The sequence below is a fragment of the Rhizobium sp. FG113 genome (genome assembly GCF_057809895.1).
Window position 1 is genome coordinate 22244 of record NZ_JBMDKV010000004.1, and the last position, 16776, is coordinate 39019.

15 protein-coding genes, 2 tRNA genes and 1 riboswitch are annotated in these 16776 nt (G+C 59.6%); of the genes, 3 read left to right on the forward strand and 14 right to left on the reverse strand.

Going from position 1 to position 16776, the window contains the following annotated elements; genetic code table 11:
- Positions 1–4: 4 nt before the first annotated feature.
- The 8 genes from nuoF to ACODTZ_RS13070 all read right to left on the reverse strand — a co-directional run bounded on the left by nuoF (position 5) and on the right by ACODTZ_RS13070 (position 6729).
- Positions 5–1309, reverse strand: a complete 1305-nt coding sequence (gene nuoF, locus ACODTZ_RS13035; protein WP_047509989.1) for an NADH-quinone oxidoreductase subunit NuoF — start codon at positions 1307–1309, stop codon at positions 5–7.
- A 10-nt stretch (positions 1310–1319) separates the two neighbouring features.
- Positions 1320–2447, reverse strand: a complete 1128-nt coding sequence (locus tag ACODTZ_RS13040; protein ID WP_489026250.1) for an NADH-quinone oxidoreductase subunit E — start codon at positions 2445–2447, stop codon at positions 1320–1322.
- A gap of 16 nt (positions 2448–2463) precedes the next feature.
- On the reverse strand, positions 2464–2739 hold the full coding sequence (locus ACODTZ_RS13045) for a hypothetical protein (RefSeq protein WP_489026252.1): 276 nt from the start codon (positions 2737–2739) through the stop codon (positions 2464–2466).
- Complete coding sequence (locus ACODTZ_RS13050; protein ID WP_018900211.1) at positions 2739–3929, reverse strand: NADH-quinone oxidoreductase subunit D; 1191 nt, start codon at positions 3927–3929, stop codon at positions 2739–2741. Before ACODTZ_RS13050 ends, ACODTZ_RS13045 begins: the two co-directional genes overlap by 1 nt.
- 72 nt (positions 3930–4001) lie before the next feature.
- Entirely contained in the window at positions 4002–4604 is a 603-nt protein-coding gene (locus ACODTZ_RS13055) for an NADH-quinone oxidoreductase subunit C (RefSeq protein WP_018900212.1), read from the reverse strand.
- Positions 4605–4619: 15 nt separating this feature from the next.
- A complete protein-coding gene (locus ACODTZ_RS13060; protein ID WP_018857058.1) occupies positions 4620–5204 on the reverse strand; it encodes a NuoB/complex I 20 kDa subunit family protein in 585 nt (194 codons plus the stop codon).
- Positions 5195–5560, reverse strand: a complete 366-nt coding sequence (locus tag ACODTZ_RS13065) for an NADH-quinone oxidoreductase subunit A (RefSeq protein ID WP_026283310.1) — start codon at positions 5558–5560, stop codon at positions 5195–5197. Before ACODTZ_RS13065 ends, ACODTZ_RS13060 begins: the two co-directional genes overlap by 10 nt.
- A gap of 1092 nt (positions 5561–6652) precedes the next feature.
- Positions 6653–6729 (reverse strand) — tRNA-Asp (locus tag ACODTZ_RS13070).
- A 414-nt stretch (positions 6730–7143) separates the two neighbouring features.
- On the opposite strand from ACODTZ_RS13070, the gene ACODTZ_RS13075 reads away from it, so the two are divergent.
- The 3 genes from ACODTZ_RS13075 (at position 7144) to ACODTZ_RS13085 (ending at position 9071) form a co-directional block, all read left to right on the forward strand.
- A tRNA-Val gene (locus ACODTZ_RS13075) sits at positions 7144–7219 on the forward strand.
- Between the two features lie 131 nt (positions 7220–7350).
- Positions 7351–7956: a class I SAM-dependent methyltransferase gene (locus ACODTZ_RS13080; RefSeq protein WP_018900215.1), complete on the forward strand. Its 606-nt coding sequence runs from the start codon at positions 7351–7353 to the stop codon at positions 7954–7956.
- Between the two features lie 128 nt (positions 7957–8084).
- Entirely contained in the window at positions 8085–9071 is a 987-nt protein-coding gene (locus tag ACODTZ_RS13085) for an aldo/keto reductase (RefSeq protein ID WP_489026254.1), read from the forward strand.
- A gap of 75 nt (positions 9072–9146) precedes the next feature.
- Here the strand turns inward: ACODTZ_RS13085 and ACODTZ_RS13090 are convergent, their stop codons facing one another.
- From ACODTZ_RS13090 to clpP, 6 genes are all read right to left on the reverse strand, one after another.
- Positions 9147–9749 carry an inorganic diphosphatase gene (locus ACODTZ_RS13090; RefSeq protein ID WP_489026256.1) on the reverse strand — a complete coding sequence of 201 codons (603 nt, stop codon included), beginning with the start codon at positions 9747–9749 and terminating at the stop codon, positions 9147–9149.
- A gap of 131 nt (positions 9750–9880) precedes the next feature.
- Positions 9881–10783, reverse strand: coding sequence for a DMT family transporter (locus ACODTZ_RS13095; RefSeq protein WP_489026258.1), 903 nt, complete (start codon positions 10781–10783; stop codon positions 9881–9883).
- A gap of 88 nt (positions 10784–10871) precedes the next feature.
- A riboswitch (FMN riboswitch) is annotated at positions 10872–11021 on the reverse strand.
- A gap of 122 nt (positions 11022–11143) precedes the next feature.
- Positions 11144–11419 carry a DNA-binding protein HupB gene (hupB, locus tag ACODTZ_RS13100; protein WP_018900220.1) on the reverse strand — a complete coding sequence of 92 codons (276 nt, stop codon included), beginning with the start codon at positions 11417–11419 and terminating at the stop codon, positions 11144–11146.
- A gap of 205 nt (positions 11420–11624) precedes the next feature.
- Positions 11625–14039, reverse strand: coding sequence for an endopeptidase La (gene lon, locus ACODTZ_RS13105; RefSeq protein ID WP_018900221.1), 2415 nt, complete (start codon positions 14037–14039; stop codon positions 11625–11627).
- A gap of 415 nt (positions 14040–14454) precedes the next feature.
- Positions 14455–15732 (reverse strand): ATP-dependent Clp protease ATP-binding subunit ClpX, encoded by a 1278-nt coding sequence (gene clpX, locus ACODTZ_RS13110; protein ID WP_018900222.1) that lies wholly within the window; start codon positions 15730–15732, stop codon positions 14455–14457.
- A 281-nt stretch (positions 15733–16013) separates the two neighbouring features.
- Entirely contained in the window at positions 16014–16652 is a 639-nt protein-coding gene (gene clpP, locus ACODTZ_RS13115) for an ATP-dependent Clp endopeptidase proteolytic subunit ClpP (RefSeq protein WP_026283311.1), read from the reverse strand.
- Between the last annotated feature and the right edge of the window lie 124 nt (positions 16653–16776).

Sequence of the window (16776 nt, forward strand, 5' to 3'; positions counted from 1 at the left end):
TGTCTTACTCAGCAGCCTCGAGAACCGCGCCATGATCCATGGCGTTTGCCGTATACTGATCGATGCGCGCTTCGATCTCATGACGGAAGTTGCGGATCAGACCCTGCACCGGCCATGCGGCAGCATCGCCAAGCGCACAGATGGTGTGGCCTTCGATCTGCTTGGTGACAGCGAAGAGCATGTCGATTTCGCGCTTCTGGGCGTTGCCCTTGGCCATGCGCTCCATGACGCGCCACATCCAGCCCGTGCCTTCGCGGCACGGCGTGCACTGGCCGCAGCTCTCGTGCTTGAAGAAGGCCGAGATACGGGCGATCGCCTTGATGACGTCCGTGGACTTGTCCATGACGATCGAGGCTGCCGTACCGAAGGAGGAGCCAACCGAACGCAGACCGTCGAAGTCCATCGGCACGTCGATCATGTCCTTGGCGGGAACGATCGGGCACGAAGCACCGCCGGGAATGACCGCGAGCAGGTTGTCCCAGCCGCCACGGATACCGCCGGCGTGCTTGTCGACGAGCTCACGGAAGGTGATGCCCATTTCTTCTTCGACGGTGCACGGCTTGTTGACGTGACCGGAGAGCATGAACAGCTTGGTGCCGACGTTGTTCGGGCGGCCGAGTGCCGAGAACCAGCCGGCGCCGCGACGGAGAATCGTCGGAGCAACGGCGATCGACTCGACGTTGTTGACCGTCGTCGGGCAGCCGTAGAGGCCCATGTTGGCCGGGAATGGCGGCTTCAGGCGCGGCTGGCCTTTCTTGCCTTCCAGGCTTTCGAGCAGTGCGGTTTCTTCACCGCAGATGTATGCGCCGGCGCCGTGGTGGACGAAGATGTCCATCGGGTAGCCGAGCTTGTTGTTCTTGCCGAGCAGACCGAAATCGTAGCACTCGTCGATCGCAGCCTGCAGCGCCTCGCGCTCGCGGATGTATTCGCCACGGACGTAGATATAGGCGGTGTTGGCGCCCATGGCGAAGCTAGCGATAACGCAGCCTTCGATCAGCGTGTGTGGATCGTGACGCATGATGTCACGGTCCTTGCAGGTGCCGGGTTCGGATTCGTCGGCGTTGACGACCAGATAATGCGGCCGACCGTCGTTTTCCTTCGGCATGAAGGACCACTTGAGACCCGTCGGGAAGCCTGCGCCACCACGACCGCGAAGACCGGAGGCCTTCATCTCGTTGATGATCCAGTCGCGACCCTTTTCGAGGATCTGCTTGGTGCCGTCCCAGTGGCCGCGGCTCATCGCGCCCTTCAGGGACTTGTCCTTGAGGCCGTAGATATTGGTAAAGATGCGATCTTTATCTTGTAACATGCTTCACCTCTTACCGCGGCTTCTTGCCGAAGACTTTAATGTATTCGGCTTCGCCGCCCTTGGCGAGCGCCTTGGCCTGCTTGACCCAGTCGTCGCGATCGATGCGGCCCTTGAAATTCAGGTAGCCATCGACCCACTCGCGCTCAGCCTTCTTCCAGCCCGCGACCTGCGCGAAGGTGAAGATGCCGAGTTCGTGCAGCGTGCCCTCGATCTTCGGGCCAACGCCCGAGATCAGCTTCAGATCGTCAGGGGTCGCAGGCTTTTCGATGCCGGCAGGACGGTTCTTGTCTGTCAGCGACGGCTTTGCCGTTGCCGGAACGGGTGCCGCGACACCCGGCTGTTCTTCAACGGCCTTGGCATTGCTGGCGGCAGCCTTTGGCGCCGTGACAGGCGTCTTCAGCGCGGCATTGGTCTCGGCGTCCGTGCTCTTGGCGCGGGCGGCTTCCGACGGGGGAACCGGTGCGGCGTCGACCGTTGCCGTCGCTGCTTCGGTAACAACCTTCTTGGCGGAGGCCTTCTTCTTCGGCTCTTCGTCGGTCAGCGACGTCGGGCCGCCTTCCGGAGAGGAGAAGTGACGGTCGATCTGCGGGCCGGGCGTGACGCTCGCGCCGTTGCCGGCATCGAAGGTGTCTATGATCTCGGCCAGGCGCTCCGGCGTCAGGTCTTCGTAAGTGTCCTTGCCGATCATGACCATGGGCGCGTTGACGCAAGCCCCGAGACATTCGACTTCTTCCCAGGACAGCGTCCCTTCGGCGTTACGCTCGAACGGATGGTGATGGATCTTGCTCTTGCAGACCGACATCAGGCCTTCCGAACCGCGCAGCATGCAAGGCGTCGTGCCGCACACCTGGATGTGGGCGCGCGTACCGACCGGGCCGAGCTGGAACTGCGTGTAGAAGGTCGCGACTTCGAGAACGCGGATATAGGCCATGTCCAGCATGTTGGCGACCTTTTCGATCGCCGCGCGGGTGACCCAGCCGTCCTGTTCCTGCGCTCGCATCAACAGCGGAATGACCGCGGATTGCTGACGGCCCGCAGGGTATTTCTGGATCGTCTTATCCGCCCAGGCCGCGTTCTCGTCATTGAAGGCGAACGCGGCAGGCTGGAATTGATCTTCGGCTAATCGACGAACGGACATTCTTCCTCACGCCTTGTCAGTTTAGGGCGCCACACTGCGACGAGGTCAGAGACCTCATCTCGCAAGCGTAGGCCGACTGGTCTTTCTGCAGGAACACAACGAAGAACTTTCCACCGTTGGGGACTGCAGCCTTGATTTGATAGCCCTTGGACAAAAGTTCGCCCATGGACGCCTTGTTTGCCGGCGGCGCTACGTCTTCCTGGCCCAGCTTGGGGCCAAGTCCACCGGCTTGCTGCGCGTAAGCGCCAGAAGCCAGGAGGAGAACGACGGTAACGAGCGACGGCAGTTTCATTAGCGGTCGACCTCGCCGAAAACGATGTCGAGCGAACCGAGAACGGCGGTCACGTCAGCCAGCATGTGGCCTTTGCACAGGAAGTCCATCGCCTGCAGGTGGGCATAGCCCGGGGCGCGGATCTTGCAACGGTAGGGCTTGTTGCTGCCGTCGGCGACGACGTAGACGCCGAACTCGCCCTTCGGCGCTTCGACAGCCGCGTACACTTCGCCGGCCGGAACGTGGTAGCCTTCGGTGTAGAGCTTGAAGTGGTGGATCAGCGCTTCCATCGAGCGCTTCATCTCGCCACGCTTCGGCGGAACGACCTTGCCGTCGATCGAGGAGACCGGGCCGACCTTGGCATCGCCGAGCAGGCGATTGACGCACTGCTTCATGATGCGGACGGACTGGCGCATTTCGATCATGCGGATCAGATAGCGATCGTAGCAGTCGCCGTTCTTGCCGATGGCGATGTCGAATTCGAGATCGTTGTAGCACTCGTAGGGCTGCGAGCGGCGCAGGTCCCAGGCAGCGCCGGAACCGCGAACCATGACGCCCGAGAAGCCCCAGGACCATGCGTCTTCCAGCGAGACGACGCCGATATCGACGTTACGCTGCTTGAAGATGCGGTTGTCGGTCAGGAGGCCTTCGATATCGTCGAGAACCTTGAGGAAGGGATCGCACCACTTGCCGATATCCTCCACCAGTTCCTGCGGGATGTCCTGGTGGACACCACCCGGACGGAAATAGGCCGAGTGCATACGGGCGCCACAGGCGCGCTCGTAAAACACCATCAGCTTTTCGCGCTCTTCGAAGCCCCAGACCGGCGGCGTCATCGCACCGACGTCCATGGCCTGTGTCGTCACGTTCATGATGTGCGACAAGATTCGGCCAATTTCGGAGTACAAAACTCGAATCAGCTGACCGCGAATCGGAATTTCCAGCTTCAGCATCTTTTCGACGGCGAGTGCGAAAGCATGCTCCTGGTTCATCGGCGCGACGTAGTCGAGGCGGTCGAAATAAGGAACAGCCTGCAGATAGGTCTTCGATTCGATCAGCTTTTCGGTGCCGCGGTGCAGGAGGCCGATATGCGGATCGACGCGCTCGATGATTTCACCATCGAGCTCGAGCACCAGACGCAGAACGCCGTGCGCGGACGGGTGCTCCGGTCCGAAGTTGATCGTAAAGTTGCGAACGTTATGTTCAGTCATAGCGACGCGCTCCGCGCTGGCAATTGGCATGAGACGGCGAACGGAGAGGCTTCAAGACAGTCGAGCCTCATCTCAATTCGCAGCCTTCTCGTCTCCCGGAAGTACGTAATCGGTGCCTTCCCACGGGGACGTGAAATCGAAATTGCGGAATTCCTGCTTCAGTTCGACGGGTTCGTAGACGACGCGCTTGGCGGCATCGTCATAACGTACCTCGACATAACCTGTCGTCGGGAAGTCCTTGCGCAGCGGATGGCCTTCGAAGCCATAGTCCGTCAGCAGACGGCGCAGGTCGGCATGACCGGAGAACGGAATACCGTACATGTCCCAGGCTTCGCGCTCGAACCATTCGGCGCCCATGTAGACCGACGTCGCCGACGGAACGGAAACGCCATCGGCAACAGCGAGCTTGACGCGGATGCGCAGGTTCTGCTTCGGCGACAGGAGATGATAGACGACATCGAAACGCTTTTCGCGCTGCGGCCAGTCGACGCCGCAGATGTCGATCATGCTGACGAAGCCGCAACGCGGATCGTCGCGCAGGAACGTCAGTAGCGCGACAATCGTTTCCGGCGTCGTCGTTACGTTCAATTCGCCATAGCTGATCGATGCATCGACAATCAGATCGCCGCGCATCTCGCGGAGATACGACGACAGTTCGCTCAAGGCTTCACTCATGACAGTCCTCCGCCCTTAGCGCTCAATCGTTCCGGTGCGCCGTATCTTCTTCTGCAGAAGCAAGACCCCGTAGAGCAGCGCTTCTGCCGTGGGGGGACAGCCCGGCACGTAGATATCGACAGGAACGACACGATCGCAGCCACGCACGACCGAGTAGGAATAGTGATAGTAGCCACCGCCGTTTGCGCAGGAGCCCATCGAGATGACGTAACGCGGCTCCGGCATCTGGTCATAGACCTTGCGGAGCGCCGGCGCCATCTTGTTGGTCAGCGTACCAGCGACGATCATGACATCAGACTGGCGCGGCGAAGCGCGCGGAGCAACGCCGAAGCGCTCCATATCGTAACGCGGACCGGAGACCTGCATCAGGCCTTCGACGGCGCAGCAGGCCAGACCGAACTGCATCCACATCAGCGAGCCGGTGCGCGCCCAGGTGATCAGATCGCGAGTGGAGGTGACCAGGAAGCCCTTGTCGGCCAGCTCGTCATTGATCTCGCCGAAGAACGCACTGTCGCTACCAATCGGCTTACCCGTTGCCGGGTCGATGATGCCTTTGGGATGCGGCGCGACGAGCGCCTTGTCGCTTGGGGCTACTCCCATTCCAGGGCTCCCTTTTTCCACTCATAAATAAAGCCGATGGTCAGCACGAGAAGGAAGACCATCATGGACCAGAAGCCGAACCAGCCGATCGCGCCGAAAGAAACGGCCCACGGGAACAGAAAGGCGACTTCGAGGTCGAAGATGATGAAGAGAATCGACACCAGATAGAAGCGGATATCGAATTTCATGCGGGCGTCGTCGAACGCGTTGAAGCCGCATTCGAAAGCCGAAAGCTTTTCAGCATCAGGCGCCTTGTAGGCAACGGCGAACGGCGCAATGAGCAGCGACAAGCCGATTACAAGGGCGATGGCAATGAAAATGGCGATCGGAATATAGGAACTGAGAAGTCCAGTCATCAGGTTCATCCCTGCTTGCCATTTGCGCCGGGAGGCGCAGCTGGGCATTTGCCCGGCAAGCGAACGTGCGTTGCAACAAGCCGTGGTTAGCGCAGCCACAGCCAATGCGCAAGAGTTTTAGCGTGTCAATTCCAATTGCACGCGTGCGACATTATTAGCCATGCACATTGTTTTTGCGACAAATCAACGCACAGCACGCGATCTTGCATGCCAGCCTAGCATATATTGCATAACTCGAGGGCTTTCATGAGTGGAAAATGCAGGATTTGAACAAGCCAGGCGGCGAACTCACGCTACCGAAGCGCTTGAGAACTAAGGCATATCCGCTGCGTGCGTCGCGCAGACCCGCGCGAAAAACTGCGAACCGCTGCATGTCTATGTATTTGATATGCAATCATCATTTTCGCGCAAGCGCGGCGCCACAAGTGCGACGCGCCTCGCCCAGCCACCCGACAGCGGGGCAAAATCGGTGACTTTGCGACGACTAAATGCGTGTTTCCTCATCTAGAGCCGGTGAATTGTCGGATAGTCGGAGGATCGGTTGCGATTCGATCAAAAACCAGCGCCAATCGGGTCGCTATGTCGCAGGCCCAACGGCTAAATAAAGGGCATTTCGGCCAGTGGATATCACGCGCACGCCGGCGCCGGAACGGACCGCGCGGGGTGATTGGGCGGGTGCACGACAGGCGCCTCGGACACACTCCCAGGACCCGCGATTCCTGACATGCGCGAACGCTACTTAAAGCCATAAGTTGCGTTAAATAGCCTCGCTGAAGAGGCGCATTCCGACACTTCTGTATTGGCAACGATAGCCGGGCGATGGCGGCGACGTGTGGGATTATCGAGTGCCAGAGACACGCTTGGTCGGTGGAACGTTGGGATGCACAGGAGAGGCGCCTGTCGCGCGCATTGCGCGGCTCCTGGTACACAATACGAGGCCGCCTGCCCTCTTGGCGACAATGGCGCCACACGGAAGGCATGGCGAAACGCGCAGGACCGCATGAGCAATGCGCACGACGTGCGCCCCGAATGCAGAAAGGCGCAAGCGCACCTTCTAGGTGATCTATGTTCTGGAGACATCCTGGAAAAGAATGGCGCGAGTGACGGGGCTCGAACCCGCGACCTCCGGCGTGACAGGCCGGCACTCTAACCGACTGAGCTACACCCGCATTCATTTCAAGCAATCCGGATGCTTTCGCGTCCGTGTCAAAGCAGCTTGCCGCTTCGATGAGCGGCTAACTACGGGGTTCGCATTTGAGTGTCAAGCAGGTTTGGAGACAAAACGATGACAGCCTGCGATTTGTTTGTGGGTGAATGAAATCAGATCGAAAATCGCCCACATATAAAGGACCATTCCAGCGCCGCCGCTCCAGATATCCGCCAGCGAACGATCCTGGCTCTGCCCTCCCCTTGGCCCTCCCTTGTCGATTTTTCTTTTTCACAGACGGAATTACCGGGAAACCGGGGCATTGGTGGATGCCGATCGAAAAAAATCAAAAAATCTTCACAAACGCTCTTGCGGTTTGTCCGCGATCCGCATAGATCACGGCCATCGACGCGGCGGACATGATCCGCACCGCGGAGGGCGATTAGCTCAGTTGGTAGAGCGCCTCGTTTACACCGAGGATGTCGGGAGTTCGAGTCTCTCATCGCCCACCATTTTCTCTCCCTTTTATGTGATTGATCGCCCCGCAGCTTTGATTTTGCTGCGGTTGCTAATCCCGTTCCCGGCGATTAGGTTCCGGCCAAATCGAACGGCACCTCTATGTGCTTCAGGCGGAGATAGAATCATGAAAACACGCGAAGATCGCCAGGCACAGCGGGCAGCCATGCCGCGCACGCAGCTCAGCGCCCACCACATGGAAAACGCGCGCCTGCTGCCCGATCGTGGCGAATTGCTCTATCGTATTCCGAATGGCGGCGTCGGCGTCGAGATCGGCGCGGCATTCGGTGAGTATACGGCGGAGATTCTCGAAAAGAATCGCCCGGCTCAGCTTTATCTCATCGATCCCTGGAGCATGGACCGCTACAGCTCTGGCCTCGACCAGATCCACACGCAGTTCGGAAAGCAAATCGAAAGCGGGCAGCTGCACCTGATGCAGGGCACCTCGCTGGAAAAGCTCGCCGAGTTCGAGGACGATTTTCTCGACTGGGCCTATATCGACACCGATCATTCGTTCGAACTGACCTGGCAGGAGCTCTTGCTCTGCGACCGCAAGGTCAAGCGCACTGGCCGCATCGCCGGTCACGACTTCTGCACCGGCAATACGGTAAAGCCGATCGTCTACGGCGTTGTCGAGGCCGTCACCAAGTTCTGCAAGGATTATGGCTGGCAGTTCGAATTCCTGACCGTCGAATCGCATGCGCACTTCTCCTTCTGCCTGAAGCGGCTCTGAGTCGCCCAAGCTTCAAGGGAAAACGGTAGGGCGGATGCGCCGCCCTGCCCTATCTCCTCCCTCTCAAGCGCTTGTCGGCCTTTGTGCGGGCTGATACTGCCATCAGCGAAACGAGGAGGATCATTCCAATGAAGCAGCATTCTTTCGGCCACCTGCCCCATACGGTGAGCAATATCGGTTTCGGCGCATGGCAGATCGGCGGCGCCTGGGGCGATGTCAGCGAAGCTGATGGACGCGCAGCGCTCAATGCGGCGCTTGACGCCGGGATCACCTTCATCGACACCGCCGACGTTTATGGCGACGGCCGCTCGGAAAAGATTATCGCCGATGTGCTCGAGAGCCGTGGCGGCGAGCGGCCGATGGTTGCCACCAAGGCCGGCCGGCGGTTGAATCCGCATGTGGCGGATGGTTACACCAAGGCCAATCTCGAGGGTTTCATCGACCGCAGCCTGAAGAACCTCAAGGTCGACAGCCTCGACCTCGTGCAGCTGCACTGCCCGCCGACGGAGGTGCTTTATCGCCCCGAGGTGTTCGAGGGGCTGAACGAGCTGCAGAAGGCTGGCAAGATTCGAGGCTATGGCGTCAGTGTCGAGAAGGTCGAGGAAGCGCTGAAGGCGATCGAGTTCCCCGGCGTGGTCAGCATCCAGATCATCTACAATCTCTTCCGCCAGCGCCCGAGCCATCTGTTCTTCCAGGAGGCGCGGCAGAAGAACATCGCCGTCATCGCCCGCGTGCCGCTGGCAAGCGGCCTGCTCTCGGGCAAGATCAGCCGCGAGACGACGTTCGCGAGCGACGACCATCGCAACTTCAACCGCCATGGCGAAGCATTCGATGTCGGCGAGACCTTCGCGGGCGTTCCGTTCGAGGTCGGCCTGCAGGCGGTGGAAGAGGTTCGCAAGCTGGTGCCCGAGGGCGCCACGATGGCGGCTTTCGCACTGCGCTGGATCCTGATGAGCGATGCCGTCACGGTGGTCATTCCGGGCGCCCGCAACGCCGAGCAGGCGAAGGCCAATGCGGCGGCCGCCAGCCTGGCGCCGCTGACGCATGAGGTGATGGCCGCGAGCCATGAGATTTACGACCGGCTGATCGCGCCGCATGTGCACCAGCGCTGGTAACAGCTGTAACTATTTCGCCAAACAGAAATGGCCGGGCATCGACCCGGCCATTTCCTTATCTGGGCTTTGCCCGGATTACTTCTTTTCAGCGTAAGCCTTGATGGCGGCGGCGACTTCGGCCTGTGCCTTCTCGGCGTTTTCAAAACCGTTCAGCTCGACAACCTTGCGCTTTTCCGGCAGCTGCTTGTAGACGCGGAAGAAGGCCTGCAGGCGCTGCTGCTCGATCTCGGGAAGATCGCTGATTTCCTTGATCTTGTCATAGCTCGGGTCGATGTCGCTGGCCGGAACGGCAACGATCTTGTCGTCCTTTTCGCCGCCGTCGATCATGTTCAGCACGCCGATCGCACGAACCTTGATGATGGCGCCCGGAACGACGGGCTCGCGGGTGTAGACCAGCGCGTCGAGCGGATCGCCGTCACCGCCGAGCGAGCTGGTGATGGAGCCGTAGTTGGCAGGATAGATCACCGGCATCGACTGGAAGCGGTCCACGACAATGTGGCCGGTCTTGGCGTCGATTTCGTATTTGGTGAAGCTTCCCTGCGGAATTTCGATCGCTGTGAAGAACTCCTTGCTGTCATCCTTCGGCTGCGGATAGTCGAGATAGGAAACATAGTCGGAAGCGGCGGCAACGCCGGCCGTGAAGAGAATGGCAGCGGCCGCGGAAATAATGGTCTTCATAAGAGATACCCCCAATTGGCATTGCGAAGAAACGCCCTCCGCCTATGGGGTTTGCATTACAGCGATGTGACATATGCCGGGCGCTCGGGATCATCCACATGACAATCGCGTGAGCGCCCAGAGCAGCGCTGTTATGCGGCTCCGCGCTCGCGCTTCATCTCGTGGCGCATGAGGAACAGCGAGGCGCAGAGAATCAGGGCGGCGCCGAGCCACAAATAGCCCGCCGGCGCGTAACCGAAGACCAGCCAGCCCGCGAGAACGTTGAGCGGCAGCTTCAGATCGTCGAAGGGCTGGACATAGGCGGCATCGGCGGCGCTGTAGGCGAGCGTCAGGAGGTACTGGGCGATCGCCGTCAGCAGACCCGCCGCAACGAGCAGCATCAGCACTGTGCCTGTTGGCATCGCAAAGCCGGCCGCAAAGGCGAGACCGCCGTTGACGGGCGTGAGAAGCACGAGCAGCCATACGGTGATCGTCTCCGGCTTCTCGATCCCCGTCAGGCTCTTTGTGATCAGCGACGAGGCGCCCCAGAGCAGTGCCGACAGGATCGGCAAAAGCGCCGCCCAGCTGAAGCTGTCCGACCACGGCTGCAGGATGATCATGGCGCCGGCGAAGCCGCAGGCGGTGGCGCCCCAGCGGGCCGCGCCGACCTGCTCGCCCAAGAACAGGCGGGCGCCGAGGATGATGAAGAAGGGCGAGGTCATGACCAGCGCGATTGCCTGCCAGATCGGCACGCTCGCAAGACCCGCGACCCAGGTCTGGACACCAAGAGCGGCCAGCACGACACGAACGATGTGGCGCCAGGGATATTGGGTGCGCATCGCAGCCAAGCCGGTCTTCCACAGGAAGGGCAGCGAGAAGACGAGCGCGAAGGCGTATTGCCAGAAGGCGACCGAGGCGGATGGGAAGGCCAGGGTCATCGTCAGCCACTGGGTGACGACGTTCAAAATAGCGAAGGCGATGCCGGCAAGCACCATCCAGCTTGCGCCGGCGAGTGCACGCGATGCGCATATGGAAATCTGGGTAGTCTGATTCATGTCATTCATCCGAACAAAAGGACCAACACAAATCAGGACGCATGAACGCGGGTGCCGACGCGGCGGACGATGCCGCCCCGCGTACCCTGCTCATTCTCTTTCATCCGGACTATGACCGTCGGCTCCGGAATTCAACCGGATCTGCTGACCCTTTTCACCTGAGGTGAAAAGGCGCTCGCGGGCTCAAGCTTGCGCTCTTACCGCCGGTGGGGAATTGCACCCCGCCCTGAGAACGATTCATGCGTAGTTGAAAGCCGCGATCGCGGCAAGTCTCGCAAATGCGAAAAGGGTCCGGCTTTCGCCGAACCCTTCGAATACTTGTGCTGCCGGTCTCGTTGTCCGACTGCCAAGCAAATCCAATCAGCCGTTGACGGCTTCCTTCAGGCCCTTGCCGGGCGTGAACTTCGGCACGTTGCGTGCCGGAATGTCGACTTCAGCGCCGGTCGACGGATTGCGGCCCTTGGTGGCAGCGCGATGGGAAACGGTGAAGCTACCGAAACCAGCGAGGCGAACGTCGCCCTTGCCCTTGAGTTCAGCCTGGACAACTTCGAAAACAGCGTCGACGGCCGAAGCGGCATCGGTCTTCGAGAGTCCTGCCTTTTCGGCAACTGCGGACACGAGTTCATTCTTGTTCATGTTTCCACCCCTTTCAAATGGTTCGAAACGACTCAAATCTATAGCCGGGCACGGAATATGGTGCATCAGGCCCGCCGCACCCCAAAGAGCCTGCAAATTAAGGAAAAGCAAGCGTCTCCGTACGGTTTTCACAAAAAAAGGCTGGCAAAAATGCCAGCCTTTTCAGGGTTTTTAAGCAATAGGGCACGAATGTGGCAAACAAGGCTCAATGAGCGATGGAAGTGCCGCTTTCGTCGTGCCCTTCGACCGTTGCGATAACAGGCGTTTCCACCGTGCCATCCCACTCGATCGCCTCCGGTCTGCGGACCAGAGCATGCTTGATCACCTCGCCCATACGGGACACGGGGATGATCTCCATATTGTTCTTCACGTTATCCGGAATCTCCGCCAAGTCCTTGGCGTTTTCTTCCGGGATCAGAACAGTCTTGATGCCGCCACGCAGTGCGGCGAGCAGCTTTTCCTTCAATCCGCCGATCGGCAGGACGCGACCACGAAGCGTGATCTCGCCCGTCATCGCCACGTCCTTGCGAACAGGGATACCGGTCATGATCGAGACGATCGCGGTTGCCATGCCGACGCCGGCCGATGGGCCGTCCTTCGGCGTGGCGCCTTCCGGCACGTGGACGTGGATGTCCGACTTGTCGAAGCGCGGCGGCTCGATGCCGAAATCGACAGCACGTGAGCGGACGTAGGACGCCGCCGCAGAAATCGATTCCTTCATCACGTCCTTCAGGTTGCCGGTGACGGTCATGCGACCCTTGCCCGGCATCATGACGCCTTCGATCGTCAGCAGTTCACCACCAACCTCGGTCCAGGCCAGACCGGTTACGACACCGACCTGATCCTCGCCCTCGGCTTCGCCGTGACGGAAGCGCGGAACGCCCAGATAGTCCGAAATGTTCTCGGCGGTAACCGCGACCGATTTCGTCTTACCCTTGATGATCTCGGTGACCGCCTTGCGGGCGAGCTTCATCAGTTCACGTTCGAATGAACGCACACCGGCTTCGCGTGTGTACTGCTGGCTGATCGCCATCAGGGCATCATCCGAAACCGAGAATTCGTTCGGCTGCAGAGCGTGTTCCTTGATGGCCTTCGGCAGCAGGTGCCGCTTGGCGATCTCGCGCTTTTCGTCCTCGGTGTAGCCGGCGATACGGATGACTTCCATGCGGTCCATCAAGGGTGCAGGGATGTTCAGCGTATTCGCCGTCGTGATGAACATCACGTCCGACAGATCGTATTCGACCTCAAGGTAGTGGTCCATGAAGGTCGAGTTCTGAGCCGGATCGAGCACTTCGAGCAGAGCCGAAGACGGATCGCCGCGGAAGTCCTGGCCCATCTTGTCGATTTCATCGAGCAGGAAGAGCGGGTTGGACTTCTTCGCTTTCTTCATCGACTGGATGACCTTGCCGGGCATCGAGCCGATGTAGGTGCGGCGGTGACCGCGGATTTCAGCTTCATCACGAACGCCGCCAAGCGCCATGCGGACATACTCACGGCCGGTCGCCTTGGCGATCGACTGGGCGAGCGAGGTCTTGCCGACACCCGGAGGGCCGACGAGGCACAGGATCGGACCCTTGATCTTGGTCGCGCGGGCCTGGACAGCCAGATACTCGACGATGCGCTCCTTGACCTTGTCGAGACCAAAGTGGTCGGCTTCGAGGATCTTTTCGGCGTTGTTGAGATCCGTCTTGATCTTCGACTTCTTCGACCACGGAATACCGAGCAGCCAATCGAGATAATTGCGCACGACGGTGGCTTCCGCCGACATCGGGCTCATCTGACGCAGCTTCTTCAGCTCGGCATCGGCCTTCTCGCGACCTTCCTTTGAGAGCTTGGTCTTGGAGATGCGCTCTTCCAGTTCGGCCATCTCGTCGCGGCCTTCCTCGCCGTCGCCGAGCTCCTTCTGGATCGCCTTCATCTGCTCATTCAGGTAGTATTCGCGCTGGGTCTTCTCCATCTGGCGCTTGACGCGCGAGCGGATGCGCTTCTCGACCTGAAGGACCGAGATCTCACCTTCCATGAAGCCGAGCGCCTTTTCGAGGCGTGCCTTGACGCTGGTGGTTTCCAGCATCTCCTGCTTCTCGGTGATCTTGATCGACAGGTGCGAGGCAACCGTATCGGCCAGCTTCGAGTAATCGTCGATCTGGCTGGCGGCGCCAACGACCTCGGGCGAGATCTTCTTGTTGAGCTTCACGTAGCTCTCGAATTCGGACACGACCGAGCGGCTCAGCGCTTCCAGTTCGACCGGATCGTCATGCGGCTCTTCGAGCACATGACCGAGGGCTTCATAGAAATCCTCGCGATCGGTGTAGGCGTCGATTTCAGCGCGCGCGCGGCCTTCGACGAGAACCTTGACGGTTCCGTCTGGAAGCTTCAGCAGCTGCAGAACATTGGCGACGGTGCCGACATTGTGGATGGCGGACGGTTCGGGATCATCGTCGCTGGCATTGATCTGCGTGACGAGCATGATCTGCTTGTCCGAGCCCATGACTTCTTCGAGCGCGCGGATCGATTTCTCGCGGCCTACGAAGAGAGGTACGATCATGTGCGGAAAGACCACGATGTCGCGCAGGGGCAATACTGGATAAGCGGTGCTCGCAACTGACGTTTTCTTCGTCATTTTATTTCCTTTCCATCGTCCCGTTGCCGGGCTCTTCTGGCGCGACCGTTTGGGACCGGCCGCACTCTCACTTGGATTAACAAGTGGAGGTTCTGACTATGCTTTTCAAGCTGCCACATGGCCCGTGTCCGCTTGGACATGACAGCTATGCTACAACGGAACACCTCACTATGTCGCGCCTAGCTGGACCGGCGCCGACCATTTCCGAACCGGCTAAAATACAACGCCGAAACACACCAACGGAATCATTGCATAATTGCCAAGGGCGGATGAATTCGCAACGGCAACGAACGTGGTTTCAGGCGTCATCAGCAAGTTTTATCGGCATTTGGAGGTGCCGCGAACGGTTTTTCAAATAGAAAGGGGCCTGCCAACAGCAAGCCCCTTAAATTCACGGTTCGTATCGCGCTGATACTTAGGCCGAGGCGTTGGCCTTTTCTTCCTGGCGATCCGCGTAGATGTAGAGCGGACGCGAGGAGCCGCGGACGACTTCGTCGGAAATGACGACTTCGCGTACGCCTTCGAGTGTCGGCAGTTCGAACATCGTGTCGAGCAGGATCTTTTCCATGATCGAACGAAGGCCGCGGGCGCCGGTCTTGCGGGTGATCGCCTTGCGGGCGATTTCGCGAAGGGCGTCCTCGTGGAAGGTCAGTTCGACATCTTCCATCTCAAACAGGCGCTGGTACTGCTTCACGAGCGCGTTCTTCGGCTCAGACAGGATCTGGATCAGCGCGTCCTCATCGAGGTCCTCGAGCGTCGCCAGAACCGGCAGACGACCGATGAACTCAGGGATCAGGCCGAACTTCACGAGATCTTCCGGCTCCAGTTCGCGCAGCACTTCGCCGACGCGACGGTCATCCGGAGCGGCAACGCTTGCGCCGAAGCCGATCGAGGTCTTTTCGCCACGGGCCGAGATGATCTTGTCGAGACCGGCAAAGGCGCCACCGCAGATGAACAGGATGTTCGTGGTGTCGACCTGCAGGAATTCCTGCTGCGGATGCTTGCGGCCGCCCTGCGGCGGAACGGAAGCGACCGTGCCTTCCATGATCTTCAGAAGCGCCTGCTGAACGCCCTCGCCCGACACGTCGCGGGTGATCGACGGGTTGTCGGACTTGCGCGAGATCTTGTCGACTTCATCGATGTAGACGATGCCGCGCTGCGCGCGCTCGACGTTGTAGTCGGCAGCCTGCAGAAGCTTCAGGATGATGTTTTCGACGTCTTCACCGACATAGCCGGCTTCGGTCAGCGTCGTGGCATCGGCCATCGTGAAGGGAACGTCGATGATGCGGGCGAGCGTCTGGGCAAGATAGGTCTTGCCGCAACCGGTCGGACCGACCAGCATGATGTTCGACTTCGCAAGCTCGATTTCGCCGTTCTTGGTGGCGTGCGCGAGACGCTTGTAATGGTTGTGAACGGCAACGGACAGGATCTTCTTCGCCTGACGCTGGCCGATGACGTATTCGTCGAGGACCTTGATGATGTCCTGGGGCGTGGGAACGCCATCACGGGACTTGACCATCGAGGACTTGTTTTCCTCGCGGATGATGTCCATGCACAATTCGACGCATTCATCGCAGATGAAAACTGTCGGTCCGGCAATCAACTTGCGGACTTCGTGCTGGCTCTTTCCGCAGAAGGAGCAGTACAGGGTGTTCTTAGAGTCGCCGCCGTTGCTGCCGCTGACTTTGCTCATATCACTTTCCTTCCAGCACGCCGCATTTCAAGGTGAAAGTGCGGTCAACTCATTGGCCTGCCCCACTTGGAGCTACAGCCGGCCAAGGCCGTCAAGGGGTACGAACCGGGTCCAGACTAGGCCGTCTTGGCCCCGGCGGCAACGAACTCCCCTCGAAGCCAAATGCTATGTCATAAAAATTCAACATAGCATTAATACTTGAGAATGGTTCACCCGCCACTCGGTTTATTCCCTAGTTCGATCACAAATGAGATAGAACTGTGGCGGGGAAAACACCATCCCTAGTTCTGACTAGGCGCAGCGCCTTCGATCTCGACACGAGACGTGAGGACCTTGTCGATCACGCCCCAGTCCTTGGCTTCCGCCGCATCCATGAAATGGTCACGGTCGAGCGTCTTTTCAACTTCCTCGTAGGTCCGGCCCGTGTGCTTGACGTACACTTCGTTCAGGCGGCGCTTCATCTTGAGAATGTCGCGTGCGTGACGCTCGATGTCCGAAGCCTGGCCCGAGAAGCCGCCCGACGGCTGGTGAACCATGATGCGCGAGTTCGGCGTGGCGAAGCGCATGTCCTTGTCGCCGGCTGCGAGAAGCAGCGAGCCCATGGACGCGGCCTGGCCGATGCACAGCGTCGAAACGGCAGGCTTGATGAACTGCATCGTATCGTAGATCGCCATGCCGGCAGTGACGACGCCACCCGGCGAATTGATGTAGAGCGCGATTTCCTTCTTGGGGTTCTCGGCTTCGAGGAAAAGCAGCTGGGCGCAGACAAGCGTCGCCATGTGATCCTCGACCGGACCCGTCAGGAAAATGATGCGTTCCTTGAGCAGGCGCGAATAAATGTCGTAGGAGCGTTCACCGCGATTGGTCTGTTCCACAACCATCGGCACGAGGGCCATAGCGGTATCGACTGGGTTTCTCATGTGCGTCCTTTGTCAACGTCTTTCCGGCCCGACGCCGGGAATCAAAGAAAATGCCTTATCCCTACATAGAACTTCCCTACCCTTCTCTTCAAGACGCGCCTTGGGATAACGTTAAGACGGTGGG

Coding starts and splice junctions, on each gene's coding strand:
- ACODTZ_RS13050 (WP_018900211.1), bottom strand. CDS start 3,929: ATGACTGAACATAACGTTCGCAACTTTACGATCAACTTCGGACCGGAG.
- hupB (WP_018900220.1), bottom strand. CDS start 11,419: ATGAACAAGAATGAACTCGTGTCCGCAGTTGCCGAAAAGGCAGGACTC.
- ACODTZ_RS13060 (WP_018857058.1), bottom strand. CDS start 5,204: ATGGGAGTAGCCCCAAGCGACAAGGCGCTCGTCGCGCCGCATCCCAAA.
- ACODTZ_RS13085 (WP_489026254.1), top strand. CDS start 8,085: ATGAAGCAGCATTCTTTCGGCCACCTGCCCCATACGGTGAGCAATATC.
- ACODTZ_RS13090 (WP_489026256.1), bottom strand. CDS start 9,749: ATGAAGACCATTATTTCCGCGGCCGCTGCCATTCTCTTCACGGCCGGC.
- ACODTZ_RS13080 (WP_018900215.1), top strand. CDS start 7,351: ATGAAAACACGCGAAGATCGCCAGGCACAGCGGGCAGCCATGCCGCGC.
- ACODTZ_RS13095 (WP_489026258.1), bottom strand. CDS start 10,783: ATGAATCAGACTACCCAGATTTCCATATGCGCATCGCGTGCACTCGCC.
- clpX (WP_018900222.1), bottom strand. CDS start 15,732: ATGAGCAAAGTCAGCGGCAGCAACGGCGGCGACTCTAAGAACACCCTG.
- nuoF (WP_047509989.1), bottom strand. CDS start 1,309: ATGTTACAAGATAAAGATCGCATCTTTACCAATATCTACGGCCTCAAG.
- ACODTZ_RS13040 (WP_489026250.1), bottom strand. CDS start 2,447: ATGTCCGTTCGTCGATTAGCCGAAGATCAATTCCAGCCTGCCGCGTTC.
- lon (WP_018900221.1), bottom strand. CDS start 14,039: ATGACGAAGAAAACGTCAGTTGCGAGCACCGCTTATCCAGTATTGCCC.
- clpP (WP_026283311.1), bottom strand. CDS start 16,652: ATGAGAAACCCAGTCGATACCGCTATGGCCCTCGTGCCGATGGTTGTG.
- ACODTZ_RS13045 (WP_489026252.1), bottom strand. CDS start 2,739: ATGAAACTGCCGTCGCTCGTTACCGTCGTTCTCCTCCTGGCTTCTGGC.
- ACODTZ_RS13065 (WP_026283310.1), bottom strand. CDS start 5,560: ATGACTGGACTTCTCAGTTCCTATATTCCGATCGCCATTTTCATTGCC.
- ACODTZ_RS13055 (WP_018900212.1), bottom strand. CDS start 4,604: ATGAGTGAAGCCTTGAGCGAACTGTCGTCGTATCTCCGCGAGATGCGC.